The sequence below is a fragment of the Plantibacter sp. RU18 genome (assembly GCF_050613355.1).
Classification (GTDB): Bacteria; Actinomycetota; Actinomycetes; order Actinomycetales; family Microbacteriaceae; genus Plantibacter.
Genome location: NZ_CP159618.1, coordinates 2,130,166 through 2,144,604 on the forward strand (window position 1 = coordinate 2,130,166; position 14,439 = coordinate 2,144,604).

Genomic DNA, 14,439 nt, shown 5'->3' on the forward strand with positions numbered 1-14,439 from the left:
ACGGCCCGGATCATCTCGGAGGAGATGATCCGGGCCGTTCTGTGTTGCGCAGCGCCGACTGTGTCAGGCGCGCTGAGAGAGGCCTTCGCCGACCGGGGCGAGTGCTGAACCGTTTTCAACCTCGAACGGCCACCAGCTGGGCAGCATGGTCGCGAACATCTCCAGGAAAGCCGGAATGTCGCGCGGCTCCGGGCTGTCGAGCCAGACGCGGAACGCGGCCACGGCTCCGGCGGCCACGAAGCCTGCGGACGAGCGCACGAAGATCTCATGGTCGGTCGAGGTGAGGGCTTCAGCGTGGGGGAGTGTGATGGCCCCGAGGTCGAAGACCTCAAGGACGGCTGCCGTGAAGACGCGATTGAGCATCGGTTGAAGACTCGCGCCGACGATGTCGTCGCCCAGACCGATGAGGTAGACGTCGGCGTGCTCCTCCATGTGGCGGAGCGTCGCGACCGTGACGCGGGCGATCGCTGCTGGCGCGTCGGCTGCCGAGACGGTCGACAGGTGCAGGTGAGTGAGCGCCGTCAGTTCCTCGGCGAGGACGGACTCGAGGAGTTCGCACGGCGCCGCCGCATGCTGGTAGAACGTCGAGCGGTTGATGCCCGCCTGGGTTGCGATCTCCGAGACGGAGAGCTCGCTGGTTGGGCGCTCTGCTGCGAGCGAGAGGATGGTACTCGCGAGCCGTGCTCGGGTCCGGCGTTGACGTGCATCCATGGGGTTCCTTCGCATGATGGAGTGATGGACCCTGCCACAGGGTGCTCATATAATACTTCTGAAGTACAAAATATCACACTCCTGTTCGAATCGCGGTCGAGATGCCGGTTCATTTGGGCATGCCGTGCACGGATCCATGGCAATCTGGACAGATGACTGATGCTCACCTGCCCGCCGAACCGATTCGGGATGCCGGCGACGCGTGGGTCGAGGCAGGCGACGGTCGCAAGTTCTGGGGGCGCTTCGGCGCAGCAGGACTCCTCGTCCACGACCCGCGACGCGGCGTGCTCCTGCAACACCGTGCCGGGTGGAGTCATTTCGGCGGAACCTGGGGGATCCCGGGTGGTGCCCGGCATCAGCATGAGAGCGCGGTCGACGGCGCGGTCCGCGAGGCGAACGAGGAGGCCGGCGTACCGGGAGCGGCGATCGAACTCCGCTTCGACTCCGTCCTCGATCTCGGGTTCTGGTCCTACACGACCGTCATCGCCGAGGCGGTCACACCGTTCGAGCCCGTCGTCTCGGATCCGGAGAGCATCGCGCTCGAATGGGTCCCGCTGGCGGACGTCGAGGCGCTGCCGTTGCACCCCGGTTTCGCGGATTCCTGGACGGAACTCCGGCCGCAGCTCGAACGCCGGGTCACGGTCGTCGTCGACGTCGCGAACGTCGTCGGCGCGCGGCCCGACGGCTGGTGGAAGGATCGAGCCGGCGCAGCTGCATCGATGATCGCGCGCCTGACCCAACTCGCGCACGACGGGATCGATGCCGACGACCTGGGCCTCGACCTGCATCGCTGGTGGCCTGCCTATGTCGCGGTCGTCGAGGGACAGGCACGCGGCGTCCGCGCGGGCGGGGTCGTCACGGGAGACGGCCCTGAGCTGCGCGCAGGGGTGTCAGTGGTCGATGCGGCAGGGAGTGGCGACGACGCCGTCGTCGACGTCATTCCCGGACTCGCGGGTACCGTGGTGGTCGTCACGTCCGATCGCGGCCTGCGCGACCGCGCCGAGCGACTGGGCGCGAGTGTACGGGGCGCCGGTTGGCTCCTCGGGCACCTCGACGCCCTCGACTGAACCGGTAGGTCGAGCCTGCTCCACAGGACAGATGCACCGCGATCGCGTCCACCGATGACGTGCTCGCCCGCGCCGCCGCGCCGTCTTCAGTAGGGTTGGGGCTATGACCCTGTTCATCATCGTCGGCGCCGTCGGTCTCGTGATCGTTCTGATCTCCCTGGTCTTCGGTGAGATCTTCGACTTCCTGGACGGTGCGGTCTCGGCCACGGCGCTCGGTAGCGCGTTCACGGTCTTCGGCGCGGTGGGTGCCATCGTGCTCGCGAACGGTCTGCCAGCATGGTCCGCGTATGTCATCTCCGCCATCGTCGGCGTCCTCGTGCTCGTCGGAGTGCAGCTGATGATCCGCAGCTTCCGGCGCTCGGAGGACGGCACGCCCAGTTCCCCGCTCGGACTCTACGGCGTCGCCCGCTCGACCATCTCGGCGTCGTTCGGCGAGGTCAGCCTCGACGGTCCGCACGAGATCGAGACGCGTCTCGCCTTCGCGGACGAGCGCATCGAGTCCGGTGCACGGATCCGCGTGGTCGAGCTCCAGGGCTCGCGCGTCAAGGTCGAGCCGGCGTCCAAGGCGCCACCGGCGGCCACCACCGACTAGCTCTCACGCACCAACCATCCACCAGCACGCCCTCGAGGGGAAGGCTTCTGCCCTATGGACTTCATCACCACCAACATCACGGTGATCGCCGTGATCGCGCTCGTCATCGTGGCGCTCGCGATCGTCGCGTTCGTCGCCGGACGCATCAAACGCGTGCCGCCGAACCAGGCGCTCGTCATCGTCGGACGGGGCGCCGGCGCCAAGACCGGTGAGCCCGAAGGCGGGCAGCGCGTCGTCATCGGAGGCCGCGTCTTCATCTGGCCGATCCTCCAGCAGGGCTTCCCGATCTCGCTCGAGCAGCGCCAGATCGGCATCGTCGTCGAGGGGGTCGACACCAACTTCATCAAGGTCGCCATCCAGGCGAGTGTCAACTTCAAGGTCTCGGGCACACCTGAGGGCGTACGTCGTGCAGCCCAGCGGTTCCTCTCGCAGCAGGGCTCCCTGACGCAGATCATCCAGCAGTCGCTCGAAGGATCCCTTCGTTCGATCATCGGCAACATGCCGATCAAGGAGATCATCTCCAACCGCAACGCGCTCTCGGAGGCCGTCGTCGAGGCGACGAAGACCGACCTCGCCGAGCAGGGCCTGCAGGTCGACCTGCTGAACATCTCCGACATCTCCACCCCCGGAACCAACTACCTCGCCGACCTCGGTCGTGCAGAGAACGCGCTCGCGCGTCAGAACGCCGAGATCAAGGAGGCCGAGACGGCCCGGGCGTCAGAGTTCGCGCGGATCGACGCCGCCGAGCAGGTCGCGGAGCGCCAGAAGGCCTTGAGCCTGAAGCAGGCGACCATCAAGGCCGAGACCGACCGGGCGAACGCCGAGGCCGAGGCCTCCGGGCAGCTCGCCACGGCCCAGCAGGACCGTCTCGTTGCAGAGCAGGAGCGCGAAGCCCTCGCCGAAAAGGCGAAGGTGGAGCAGGAGCGCCTCGACATCGAGGTGCGGAAGCCCGCCGAGGCCGACGCGTACGCGACGGTGCAGCGTGCACAGGCGACCCGCGATGCAGCGAACGCAGCGACGGAGGCCGAGGCGTTCAAGCGCAAGACCATCGCCGAGGCGAACAAGGTCGCGGCCGTCCAGGACGCGCAGGCAGCGGCCGAGTCCGTGCGGCTCGCCGGTACCGCTGAGCGGGACAAGCAGATTGCGCTCGCCGAAGGTATCCGGGCGCAGGGTGACGCACGAGCGTCCGCGGTCAAGGCCGAGGGCCTCGCCGAGGCCGAGGCGATCGACGCCAAGGCCGAGGCGTTGAAGAAGTACGGCGAGGCTGGTCTCGCCTCCGAGATCATCGCGCGTCTGCCCGAGATCACCCGCGCCGTCTCGGAGCCGCTCGGCAACATCGCGAACCTCACGGTCATCTCGACCGAGGGCGCGTCCGCCGTCACGAAGACCGTCGGCCAGGTTGTCAGCGAGGTCCCGAAGGTCATCAAGGACATCACCGGACTCGACCTCTCCGCGCTGCTCGGCGGCGTCGCCGGTGGTGCGCTGGGGGAGAACCTCCAGCAGGCGATGTCGGACAACGCGAGTGCGGCCGCGAAGCGGAAGCCCGCGAACCCGGCGTCACCTGACGCCGTCTGAGTCACAGAGCGAGCCACGGGCCGGTCATCCTCGGATGATCGGCCCGTGGTGTTCCCACCGGTCGACGACGACATCCTGCAACGGGGTTGGAGGTTCCCGTGCAATCGTGGTGCATCCCTGAAGCGGCATACACCGCGGCCTACGCTGGGTGGATGCGTGCGGTGCGCACGTGGTCGTCTGGAGGATCAACGTGGACCAGCGAACGAACGTTCCCGAGCAGGACGCCGCCGAGCGCGGTGCGGCACAGCGTCAGCTCCTTGCCTCGAGGCCGTGGCTCGCCGCCTACGCCAAGGGTGTGCCCGCCGACATCGACGAGGTCACGGAGACGCTCGTCGATCTCCTCGACACGTCGGTGAAGCGCTTCGGCGAGCAGGTCGCATTGGAGTTCTTCGGAGCCGAGACGACATACGCGGAACTCGGTGAGCAGGTCGCGCGCGCCGCGGAGGGCCTGCGCAAGCTCGGGGTGAAGCCTGGCGACCGGGTGGCCCTGGTGCTCCCGAACTGCCCGCAGCACGTCGTCGCGTTCTACGCCGCACTGCGGCTGGGTGCGACCGTCATCGAGCACAACCCGCTGTACACCGCGCGGGAGTTGCGTCATCAGTTCGAGGATCACGGAGCGCATGTCGCGATCGTGTGGGACAAGGTGTACGACAACGTCGCCGATCTGCCGGCGGATGTCATGCGTGGGCGGATCGTGTCGGTCGACATCACGCAGGCGCTGCCGCTCTCGAAGCGCCTCGCGCTTCGCCTGCCGGTGAAGCGAGCCCGTGAGTCTCGTGCGGCCATGACCGCGACGCCGTCCGCGAAGCATGTGCTCCCATGGGAACGCCTCGTCGGCGGACGAAAGCTCTCGAAACGCGTCGTGCGCCCGACACTGGACGACACCGCGCTGCTGCAGTACACGAGCGGGACGACCGGTTCGCCCAAGGGTGCGATCCTCACACACCGGAACCTGCGCGCCAACGCGGCGCAGGGACGCGCCTGGGTGCCCGGGCTCCGCGAGGGCGAGGAGGTCTTCTACGGTGTGCTGCCGCTCTTCCACGCCTACGGGATGACGCTGTGCCTCACCTTCGCGATGAGCATCGGCGCACGACTGGTCCTCTTCCCGAAGTTCGATCTGGAGCTCGTGTTGACGGCGGCGAAGAAATCCCCGCCGACGTTCCTGCCGGCGGTGCCGCCGATCTACGACGCGCTGTCACGGGCCTCGAGCCGCAAGGGTGTCGACCTCACCAGCGTGCGTTTCGCGATCTCCGGGGCGATGAGCCTGCCGGTGTCGACGGTGACGCGCTGGGAGGAGGCGACCGGCGGCCTGCTCGTCGAGGGTTACGGCATGACCGAGTCGTCGCCGGTGGCGCTCGGCAACCCGATCGGGCCGTCGCGGCGTCCCGGCACGGTCGGGGTGCCGTTTCCGAGCACCGAGATCCGCATCGTCGACCCTGAGGATCCGACGAAGGACCGGCCGGCGGGTGAATCCGGAGAGCTGCTGATCCGTGGACCGCAGGTCTTCCAGGGCTACTGGGGCCGGCCGGACGAGACGCGCGAGACCCTGCTCGACGACGGTTGGCTGCGCACCGGTGACATCGTGACGGTGTCGCACGACGGCTTCGTCACGGTGATCGACCGCGTGAAGGAGCTCATCATCACGGGTGGGTTCAACGTGAGTCCCTCCGAAGTCGAGGAGACGCTGCTGTCCCACCCCGATGTCCGATCGGCTGCGGTCGTCGGTCTGCCCCGGGATTCGGGTGGCGAGGATGTGACTGCTGCGGTCGTCATGCGGGACGGCACCGTGTTCGACTCGGGAGCGCTCCGCGACTACTGCCGCACGAGGCTCACGGCGTACAAGGTTCCGAAGCGTGTCGTGCAGCTCGATGAGCTGCCCACGTCGCTCATCGGCAAGGTTCTGCGCCGCAAGGTGCGCGACGAACTCGTCGCCGCCCGCAAGGCGGAATAGCTGTGGCATCCGCCCGCGAGGCGACCGAGCCGTCGGCCTCGTGCGTGTCACGAAGCACCTTCGGAATCCGCTAGACTGTTCGAGTTGTCTTCTCCGCTCGCGGGGATGGCATCGGGCTGTGGCGCAGCTTGGTAGCGCACTTGACTGGGGGTCAAGGGGTCGCAGGTTCAAATCCTGTCAGCCCGACAGAAAAGCCCTGGTGAGACGGTCGGTCTCGCCAGGGCATTGTCGTCAGTACGGACGGGCCGGTGGCCGGATCACGTGACGCTGTGGATCATCGAGTCGTCGTAGCTGTTCCAGCGAGTCGCTCGCCGTGCGCGACGAGAAGAGCCCCGTGCAGGCGGCCTTCTCGGACTCTCCCGAGCCCATCTCGGCAGCGCCTTCCGGGAACGCCACCCATGCACGCCCCGAACCGGATGCACTCAGGCGGGCTCGGTCGAGCGCGGCCTCCTCGGGGACCGGGTTGATCCGCCAGGACATCGTCATCGAAGACGAGCAGCATCTCAGAGGACTTTGAGTTCGTAGGCGAGGATGACGGCGTGGACGCGGTCGCGGAGGTGCAGCTTCGCGAAGATGCGGTTGATGTGGGTTTTCACGGTCGCCGGGCTCAGGTGAAGCTGGGCGCTGATCTCCGGGTTTGCAAGACCCGTGGCGATCGCGAGGAAGATGTCGTATTCGCGGGGAGTGAGCCGGTCGAGCGGCGGCGGCTGGGGATCGTCGACATCGGCGGTGTTGCGTTGGGTGTGGTGGTCGATGAGTTGCTTGGTGATTCGTGGCTCGACGACTGCATCTCCGGCTGCGACTGTTCGAACGGCGGCGGTGAGCACCTCTGGCGTGGTGCTCTTGAGGATGAAAGCGCTGGCGCCTGCAGCGAGCCCGCCGAATGCGTATTCGTCGATGTCGAAGGTCGTGAAGACCATGACTTTGGTTTCCGGGTTCGCAGTGGTGATCATGCGGGTGGCTTCGATGCCACCGATGCCGGGCATGCGAACATCCATCAGCACGACGTCCGGTCGCAATCGCGCGGCCTGTTCGACGGCATCTTCTCCACTGCTCGCCTCGCCGACGACGTCGATGTCGTCAGCGCTGTCGAGCACGAGAGCGTTGCCCATGCGCACGAGGGGCTGATCGTCTACGACGATGACACGGATCGGTGTGGGGGTCATGAGTGCTCGGTGTCGCTTTCCTCGGTGAGATGAAGGGTGACCGCTGTACGCCAGCCGCCGTCGGGGAGGGGGCCGCTCGTGCTGGTACCCGCGTACGTTGCGGCACGTTCGGCGATGCCGTGCAGTCCTCTGCCGCTGCCTTGGCTGGGTGCTCCTGCGGCCGGCGCGTGGCCGTCGTCGGTGACCGTCAATGAGATCGAGTCGACATCGGATTCGAGTCGCACGTCGACCAGGGTCGCTCCGATGGCGTAGCGCAGTGCGTTGGTGAGGGCTTCTTGAGCGATCCGGTAGACGGTGGTGGACAACGTCGGGTCGTCGGGAAGTGGTGTTCCGCTGCGGATCAGGCGCACAGGAAGTCCTGCGCTGCGGAAGACTTCGATGAGATGGTCCAGGCGGGGGAGATTGTGTCCTGAGTGGTGCAGGGCCTCTGCGAGATCGACATCGTTGGTTCGCAGCAGGTGCAGTATCCGGCGCATGTCCGTGAGCGCGGTTCTGCCGACGCCGCCGAGGTTTCGCAACGCGGTTGCGGATCGTTCGGGGTGCTTCTGCCACCCGGTGGATGCTCCGTCGGCAAGGGCGATCATGATCGAGATGGAGTGCGCGACGACATCGTGCATTTCCGCGGTGATGCGGTTGCGTTCGACGACTCGGGCGTTTTCCAGCCGTTGGTTGACGAGCTCCGCGAGTGCTGCTTGCCGCTGACGACGATTCCTCACGGCGAAGCCGAGCGAAAGCGCGATGAGGGCGAACGGGTCGAGGATCAGCGGGGAGAACACGCGCCCGTTCGCAATGAAGAGCACCAGAGCACTGAGCGCAGGCAGGGCAACGCCGATGCCGTAGCCGAATGCGGCGCGCGGAAAGGCTCGCGTCGCGGCGAGGTTGTAGAGCGCGAAAGCGAACGGAAAGCTCAGCGGGCCCATGCCGGGATATATCAGGACCCCTCCTGCGCTCACGAGAGCCGTGGCGCACAGCACGAGGAACGGGGTTCTGCGTCGCCAGAACAACGTCACGGATGCGACGATGACGATGAACACTGCAGGCCAGAGCGGGCGCTGCGCGGCCAGGACGAGTGTGATCGCTTGCAGTGCGATACTGGCGAGCACCATCAACAGGTCGACGATCCGCGGTCGACTGGCGAACCAGCGAGCCACGGCATCGGGGGGTCGCCCGAGGTCGGTGATGTCCATCGCGGTGGGTGTCTGGTTGATGCTCATCGTGGATTCCTATCGAACGGCTGTTCTTCCAGTGTTCCGTCCTGCTCGGTGGTCTTCCTGTGCGGTCGGGCGGCAGCATGTCGATGACGCTGCCACCCGCATGCTCAGGCGTCGCGTCGTTTGAGTGCGATTGCGGCGGCGGTGAACAGGATCACGGTCCATCCCAGGAGGATGAGATACCCGATCCATGGTCCCATCGGGTCGGTTCCGTGGGGTGCGAGAAGGAGGGAGCCGGCCTGGATCGGGAAGAACCGGGTGATTTCCGTGCCGTATTCGGAGAACATCTGTGGGATCACAGGGACGATGATGAGGAACACGATGGTCGTGAGCACGGAGGCGACCACGTTGCGGATGAGCGAGCCGATTGCGATCCCGATGATGCTCATGGTCGCAAGGTAGAGCCCGGAGCCCAGGATGAGACGGATCGCGTCAGCGATCTCCAGCGAAAAGCTGTAGTCGCCGCCGGCAAGGATCGCGGGCGCGATGGCGAATCCGATGCTTGAGCTGACGACGCCGATGACGAAGGAGACTGCGGCGATGATCGTGGCCTTGGACGCGAGTGCAGGGGTGCGCTTCGGCACGGACAGGATGGTGGTTCTGATCTGGCCGGAGCGGTATTCGTTCGTCACCAGCAAGGCCGCGAGGATCGCGAGGACGACGCCCACGTATCCGGTTTTGTCCACGATCATTTCGGCGTAGGCGTCGTAGTCGGCCTGGGGCGAGCCGCGGTCGCGGAAAACGTACGCCCAGGGCATGGCTACCCCGTTCGCGATGAGCAGCAGCAACGTGAATCCGGCGATCGCAGTGTTCGAAGCGAGCCCGATGAACTTGATCCATTCGGAACGTATCGTCCCGACCAGATCGACATTTCTTCCGGCCGCTCTTGCGGGTGCGATGAGGGTAGCCATCATGGTCCTTTCTGTGGTCACGACGTCAGCGCTTCGTCGAGACATACTCGACAGCGTCTTGGGTCAGGGCGTTGTAGGCGTCCTCGAGGGTTTGATGCATCGGCGTCAGCTCGGTGAGGAGAATGTCTGCTTCGCGGGCGACGATGGCGATCTGCTCCGCAGAGAGTCCGTCGATCTCCAGCAGCTGCCTCTCTGAGGACGTGATCGTCACACCGGATGTTGCGATCCGGTTGCTCAGCGCGGTCGTGTCGGGGGTGCGGACGCGGACCTTCGCCGATGCGCCCGCGGTGAGCGCATCGATCGGTGAGTCCGCGATGATCTCGCCGCGTCCGATGATGATGACGTGGTCCGCGATCAGTGCGAGTTCGCTCAGCAAGTGTGATGACAGGAACACGGTGCGTCCCTCGGAGGCGAGCCTGTCGAGCAGGGTGCGCACCCATGTCACGCCCTCCGGGTCAAGACCGTTCACGGGTTCATCGAGGATCAACGTCGCCGGGTCGCCCAGCAGTGCCGCGGCGATACCGAGTCGCTGCCCCATGCCGAGTGAGAACCCGCCGACCTTCTTCTTCGCGACCGACGTCAGCCCGGTCGCCTCGAGCACCTCGTCGACCCTCGACTTCGGAATGTGATGGGTGGCCGCGATCGAGGTCAGATAGTTCCACGCCGTGCGCGACTTGTGTGCCGCTTTCGCATCCAGCAGCGCTCCCACGTGTTGCAAGGATGCCCGGTAGGCGGCGTACTGTCTGCCGTCGATGAGTGCTTGCCCGGATGTGGCGCGGTCCAGCCCGACGATCGAGCGCATCGTGGTGGACTTTCCCGCGCCGTTCGGGCCGAGGAACCCGGTGACCTTTCCGGGTTCGACCGTGAACGACACATCTCGCACGGCGAAACGGTCCCCGTATCGTTTGCTGAGATTCTGAACTTCGATCGTCATTGTTGCTCCTTTGCCGTTTCCAGATCTGATGACCTACTTCAACGCTAGAAACCCCCGGGGCCTGTGCCCGCTCACCACGGGTTGATCTTCACCGCCCCCTCGGATGGTGGGAGCGTGCGAAGACAGCCCGCGCTACAGAGCCCGGTCGGGTTCGGCGAGGACACGGCGCAGCACAGGGGTTGTCGCTGTGACCCCGAGCCGGACGAGGAGGACCCCGAGAGCGATGCACACGACGACGGTCACGATGAACAACGGGGCGGTGAAGACCGTCACCCCGACCACCGGCGCGACCAGCACCGTCGCAGCCAACGCAGGGAATACCGCTGCGATGAGCAACGGTGAGGCGACGGCCAACCGACGAGCGCGTTCCATCACCCTGAGCGGCATTCCCAAGCGGTCGAGGCTGACGGAGAGGCCGCGGCGTTCGAGCACGGCGGCTGCCTGCGTCACACCGATGGAGCATGCCACGAGCAGATACGAGATCGCGACAGCGGCGATCACGACCGTTCGGACATCCCCGAAAAACATCAGCTGCTCGGGTTCCAGCGCCGTCGTCCCGTTCTCCACCATTGTCAGGAATCCCAGCACAGAACCCGCTGGAACCGCGATAAAGCTTGCCAAGCCCACCCCTGACACCTGCCGCCATGCCGCAGCCGGTGATTCCAACACGCCACGGGACGCGATGAGTTCCTCAGCGGTCCTCGCCCGCGCGAGCCGGCGCCGCGCGAACAGCCCGATCAGGAACGGGCCGACCAGATTCAGGACAGACATCACCGCCACCAGGACCACCACGATCGCTGCCGTGATCCCGGCCGCACCCCAATTGACAGAAGTGAACCGCAACAGGATGACCCCGCCGGCCAGCACTCCGGCGCCGATCACGAGCCGCATCCAGTGCAGTCGCGGAGCGTTCGTGCGCATCCGCACGCCAAGCGGAGAAATGATCACCCGGCGCAACCCCAACGCCGCGCTCACGGCGGACACGACCACCAGGGCGAGCGCCAGCAGGGCGAGCATCCACGCGGGTAGCCACACCTCGCCGAACGCCGTGGAATGTCCGGCGACCGGTAGCCACACGAGCAGAGGTGCCAGTACCGCATAACCGATGACGCCGATGAGTGCTCCAGCGGCAGCGAGGAGCGAAGCTTCCACAACAGCAATCCCACGGACCCAAGCTGCGGATGCTCCGAACAGTCGCAACACGGCCAAACGATCCTCTCGGCGGCGCGCGGAGAGTCGGGCGGCCGACGCTCCCAGTGTGCCCGCCGGGATGACGAGGACAGCCAGCAGCCCGATAGCCAGAATCTTGTACTGTCCGAATCCGTCGTCCGGGACCATCCAGAACAGCCTCGCCAGTGCTGCGACGAGGTACTCGACGGAACCGACGATCGCGAAGGCGAGTACCGGCAATGCGACCGTCGAGGCGTCACCTCGAGAGGGTCGCAGCAGCAAGAGGAGCGCGTGCGGTCTCACAGCGATACTCCGTCGCTGTCGATCCGCCCGTCGCGAAGACGCACCACCCGTGAGCAGCGTGCCGCGACCTCCTCATCGTGAGTGACCACGACCAGAGAGCGACCTTGCCCAGCGGTGGCTGCCAAGAGCACGCCGAGTACGTCCGAAGCAGTCCTGGAATCCAATGCACCCGTGGGCTCGTCGGCAAAGATCACGTTGGCTTGCGTTGCTTTCGAGCGTGCGATGGCCACTCGTTGCGCCTGACCACCAGAAAGTTGTCCGACCCTGCGATCTCCCAGCCCGGCAAGACCGAGTTCCGTGAGAAGCGTCTCCGCCGCCCCGCCTGCCGCAGCCCGGCTCACACCGGTCAACAGCAGCGGCATCGCCACGTTCTCGGCGGCCGTCAGCTCGGGAATCAGCATCCCCTGCTGGAAGACGAACCCGAACTCGGTCAACCGCAGCGCTGAACGCTGACGATCCGCCATCGCCGCTACATCGACCATGCCCTGCGCTGTTCGCAGCAGAACCTCCCCGGCGTCGGGACGAATGATCCCCGCAAGCACATGAAGAAGCGTGCTCTTTCCCGACCCGGACGGACCCATGATCGCGATCGACTCGCCATCACGAACCGTCAGAGCCACACCGTCCAACGCGACCGTCGCGCCGTAGTGCTGGACCAGCCCCGTCGCAGAGATCCGCACCTCGTCGACCGGTCCGCTGTGAGAAGTTCCCTCGTCGTCTCCTGCCATGCCTTCGACGCTAGAAGCCTGCTACCGCCGCCGAACACTCACCAGGGGTTGGTCAAGCCCCGTGGAGTGGTGTAGCCGTGTGTCCTTCGATTCGTTGGGTTAGGCGCTGAGGGCGAGTTCTGGTTCGGGCACCTCGGTTCCGGTGTCGGGGACGATGGTGAGGCGGCTCTTGGCGAGGATGTCGAGTCCGAGGTAGCGGCGTCCCTCGGCCCATTCATCGGTCTGTTCGGCAAGGACGGCGCCGACGAGCCGGGTGATCGCGTCGCGATTGGGGAAGATGCCGACGGAGTCGGTGCGGCGACGGATTTCACGATTCAGGCGCTCGTTCGGGTTGTTCGACCAGATCTGCTGCCAGAGCCCCTCGGGGAACCCGGTGAACGCGAGGATGTCGGCGCGGGCAGCGTCGAGGTGTTCGTGAGCTGCGGGCAGTTTCCCGTCGACGTAGTCCAACAGCCGGTCGAACTGGGCGTGGACGGCGTCGGCGTCGGGCTGGTCGTAAACGGAGTGCAGCATAGCCTTGACCGCGGGCCAGAGACTCTTCGGGGTCACCGACATCAGGTTCGCGGCGTAGTGGGTGCGGCAGCGTTGCCAGGCCGCGCCGGGGAAGTTCGCGGCGATCGCCTCGACCAGACCGCGGTGCGCGTCGGAAGTGACCAGACGAACCCCGGTCAGACCGCGGGCGACGAGGTCGGCGAAGAACGTGTTCCACGCCGCCCCGGTCTCCGACGTGGCCACCCGCAGGCCCAGGACCTCGCGGCGCCCATCGGCGTTGACCCCGGTCGCGACGAGAACAACGGCGTTGATGACGCGTCCGCCTTCGCGGACTTTCATGGTGAGAGCGTCGGCGGCGACGAACGTGAATGGGCCGGCATCACCGAGCGGGCGGTGTCGGAATTGGTCAACGTGCTCGTCGAGGTCCGCAGCCATCCGGGACACTTGCGACTTCGACAACGAGTGAATCCCGAGGGTCTTCACGAGTTTGTCCATGCGGCGTGTGGAGACGCCGGCGAGGTAGCAGTCCGCGACGACGGTGATCAGGGCGGTCTCGGCGCGTTTGCGGCGCTCGAGGAGCCACTCCGGGAAGTAGGTGCCAGAGCGCAGCTTCGGGATCGCGACATCGATGGTCCCGGCGCGGGTATCGAGGTCGCGGTGCCGGTAGCCGTTGCGTTGGACGGTGCGACCCGGGGTGGGTTGGCCCCACTCGGCGCCGATCACCGCGTCAGCGTCGGCAGAGAGGAGCGCGTTGATCATGGTTTGCAGCAGCGACCGCATCAGATCGGGAGACGCGTCGGTCAGGGCTTCGCCAAGAAGGTGTGCAGGGTCGACAATATGTGGAGCGGTCATCGTGATGATGCCTTTCGAGTGGAGGTTAGAGACTTCTCGAAGGAGTCACACGGTGACCGCGCTCACGTCCAAGACCGAGCCGGCCACCGCAGGCTACACCACCTTATGGGGCACTACTCAGGGGTTGATCCTCCAACGCGGCGCTCGCGGAACATGGCGTCTCCCCGGAGTCGGTCACACCGGTGTGCCTTTTGTACGCCTATCGGATCGGGGCCACACTGGAACTGGTCACCCATCGTAACCATCGGTGACCGTGCACTTCCGGAGGAAACGAATGACCATCGCGTACTGGATCCTGGCGGGATTGCTCGCCCTGCTCGTCCTCGCCGGCGTGCTGGTCTGGTTGGCGACGGTGTGGGTCTGATGGCGAAGCGCTTCCGGATCGAGGGGTCGCGGGTCCACGACATCCCGTCGCTGTACGCGGAGATCGGCCGGGTGCTCATGCCCGACGAGGACTGGACACTGGGGGAGAGCCTCGATGCGCTCGACGACCTCCTGTACGGCGGGTTCGGCGTCCTTGACGGCGATGCGGCGGCGACGGTCCTCTGGGCGGACCATGAGCGCTCCCGGGCCGCGCTCGGCATGGAGACGACCCGCCGGTACTACGAGGACAAGCTGGCGCGGCCGGACGTGTACAACGAGACGACGGCGAGGTCCGCTCTCGCGGCGCTCGATGCGGGAACCGGACCGCTCTACGTCGAGCTCGTCCTGCAGGTGTTCGCCGCTCATCCGAACATCGAACTCATCCTCGACTGAGTCCCGGTCGGACGCCTCGC

General features: G+C 66.2%; 14 protein-coding genes and 1 tRNA gene. 6 read left to right on the forward strand and 9 right to left on the reverse strand.

Annotated features, from left to right (window positions below):
• Nucleotides 1–63: 63 nt before the first annotated feature.
• Nucleotides 64–711, reverse strand: coding sequence for a TetR/AcrR family transcriptional regulator (locus ABMA10_RS10255; RefSeq protein ID WP_347868966.1), 648 nt, complete (start codon nt 709–711; stop codon nt 64–66).
• Nucleotides 712–863: 152 nt separating this feature from the next.
• On the opposite strand from ABMA10_RS10255, the gene ABMA10_RS10260 reads away from it, so the two are divergent.
• From ABMA10_RS10260 to ABMA10_RS10280, 5 genes are all read left to right on the forward strand, one after another.
• Entirely contained in the window at nt 864–1,778 is a 915-nt protein-coding gene (locus ABMA10_RS10260; protein ID WP_347868967.1) for an NUDIX hydrolase, read from the forward strand.
• Between the two features lie 103 nt (nt 1,779–1,881).
• Nucleotides 1,882–2,370, forward strand: a complete 489-nt coding sequence (locus ABMA10_RS10265) for an NfeD family protein (RefSeq protein ID WP_347868968.1) — start codon at nt 1,882–1,884, stop codon at nt 2,368–2,370.
• A gap of 54 nt (nt 2,371–2,424) precedes the next feature.
• Nucleotides 2,425–3,945 (forward strand): flotillin family protein, encoded by a 1,521-nt coding sequence (locus ABMA10_RS10270; protein ID WP_347868969.1) that lies wholly within the window; start codon nt 2,425–2,427, stop codon nt 3,943–3,945.
• A gap of 295 nt (nt 3,946–4,240) precedes the next feature.
• Complete coding sequence (locus ABMA10_RS10275) at nt 4,241–5,896, forward strand: long-chain-fatty-acid--CoA ligase (protein WP_414693676.1); 1,656 nt, start codon at nt 4,241–4,243, stop codon at nt 5,894–5,896.
• Nucleotides 5,897–6,008: 112 nt separating this feature from the next.
• A tRNA-Pro gene (locus ABMA10_RS10280) sits at nt 6,009–6,082 on the forward strand.
• 45 nt (nt 6,083–6,127) lie between these two features.
• Here the strand turns inward: ABMA10_RS10280 and ABMA10_RS10285 are convergent.
• From ABMA10_RS10285 to ABMA10_RS10320, 8 genes are all read right to left on the reverse strand, one after another.
• Nucleotides 6,128–6,376, reverse strand: coding sequence for a hypothetical protein (locus ABMA10_RS10285; RefSeq protein ID WP_431031473.1), 249 nt, complete (start codon nt 6,374–6,376; stop codon nt 6,128–6,130).
• 23 nt (nt 6,377–6,399) lie between these two features.
• Nucleotides 6,400–7,062, reverse strand: coding sequence for a response regulator transcription factor (locus ABMA10_RS10290; protein ID WP_431031474.1), 663 nt, complete (start codon nt 7,060–7,062; stop codon nt 6,400–6,402).
• The gene (locus ABMA10_RS10295) at nt 7,059–8,276 is read right to left on the reverse strand and encodes a sensor histidine kinase (protein WP_347866734.1); all 1,218 of its coding nucleotides are present in this window, start codon (nt 8,274–8,276) and stop codon (nt 7,059–7,061) included. The genes ABMA10_RS10290 and ABMA10_RS10295 overlap by 4 nt, the downstream gene beginning before the upstream one ends.
• A gap of 104 nt (nt 8,277–8,380) precedes the next feature.
• A complete protein-coding gene (locus tag ABMA10_RS10300; RefSeq protein WP_431031475.1) occupies nt 8,381–9,187 on the reverse strand; it encodes an ABC transporter permease in 807 nt (268 codons plus the stop codon).
• A 22-nt stretch (nt 9,188–9,209) separates the two neighbouring features.
• Nucleotides 9,210–10,118 (reverse strand): ABC transporter ATP-binding protein, encoded by a 909-nt coding sequence (locus ABMA10_RS10305; RefSeq protein WP_431031476.1) that lies wholly within the window; start codon nt 10,116–10,118, stop codon nt 9,210–9,212.
• A gap of 132 nt (nt 10,119–10,250) precedes the next feature.
• Nucleotides 10,251–11,591, reverse strand: a complete 1,341-nt coding sequence (locus ABMA10_RS10310; protein ID WP_347866731.1) for an FtsX-like permease family protein — start codon at nt 11,589–11,591, stop codon at nt 10,251–10,253.
• Nucleotides 11,588–12,319, reverse strand: a complete 732-nt coding sequence (locus ABMA10_RS10315; protein WP_347866730.1) for an ABC transporter ATP-binding protein — start codon at nt 12,317–12,319, stop codon at nt 11,588–11,590. Before ABMA10_RS10315 ends, ABMA10_RS10310 begins: the two co-directional genes overlap by 4 nt.
• A gap of 99 nt (nt 12,320–12,418) precedes the next feature.
• Nucleotides 12,419–13,663 carry an IS256 family transposase gene (locus ABMA10_RS10320; RefSeq protein ID WP_431030682.1) on the reverse strand — a complete coding sequence of 415 codons (1,245 nt, stop codon included), beginning with the start codon at nt 13,661–13,663 and terminating at the stop codon, nt 12,419–12,421.
• A 363-nt stretch (nt 13,664–14,026) separates the two neighbouring features.
• Between ABMA10_RS10320 and ABMA10_RS10325 the strand changes: the two genes are divergently transcribed.
• Entirely contained in the window at nt 14,027–14,419 is a 393-nt protein-coding gene (locus ABMA10_RS10325) for a barstar family protein (RefSeq protein WP_347866729.1), read from the forward strand.
• The last annotated feature ends 20 nt before the right edge of the window (nt 14,420–14,439 follow it).

Bases quoted from the DNA above. Each gene is read 5' to 3' on its own strand.
- ABMA10_RS10320 (WP_431030682.1), bottom strand. From the start codon at position 13,663: ATGACCGCTCCACATATTGTCGACCCTGCACACCTTCTTGGCGAAGCC.
- ABMA10_RS10260 (WP_347868967.1), top strand. From the start codon at position 864: ATGACTGATGCTCACCTGCCCGCCGAACCGATTCGGGATGCCGGCGAC.
- ABMA10_RS10290 (WP_431031474.1), bottom strand. From the start codon at position 7,062: ATGACCCCCACACCGATCCGTGTCATCGTCGTAGACGATCAGCCCCTC.
- ABMA10_RS10255 (WP_347868966.1), bottom strand. From the start codon at position 711: ATGGATGCACGTCAACGCCGGACCCGAGCACGGCTCGCGAGTACCATC.
- ABMA10_RS10265 (WP_347868968.1), top strand. From the start codon at position 1,882: ATGACCCTGTTCATCATCGTCGGCGCCGTCGGTCTCGTGATCGTTCTG.
- ABMA10_RS10305 (WP_431031476.1), bottom strand. From the start codon at position 10,118: ATGACGATCGAAGTTCAGAATCTCAGCAAACGATACGGGGACCGTTTC.
- ABMA10_RS10270 (WP_347868969.1), top strand. From the start codon at position 2,425: ATGGACTTCATCACCACCAACATCACGGTGATCGCCGTGATCGCGCTC.
- ABMA10_RS10295 (WP_347866734.1), bottom strand. From the start codon at position 8,276: ATGAGCATCAACCAGACACCCACCGCGATGGACATCACCGACCTCGGG.
- ABMA10_RS10300 (WP_431031475.1), bottom strand. From the start codon at position 9,187: ATGATGGCTACCCTCATCGCACCCGCAAGAGCGGCCGGAAGAAATGTC.
- ABMA10_RS10285 (WP_431031473.1), bottom strand. From the start codon at position 6,376: ATGTCCTGGCGGATCAACCCGGTCCCCGAGGAGGCCGCGCTCGACCGA.
- ABMA10_RS10315 (WP_347866730.1), bottom strand. From the start codon at position 12,319: ATGGCAGGAGACGACGAGGGAACTTCTCACAGCGGACCGGTCGACGAG.
- ABMA10_RS10325 (WP_347866729.1), top strand. From the start codon at position 14,027: ATGGCGAAGCGCTTCCGGATCGAGGGGTCGCGGGTCCACGACATCCCG.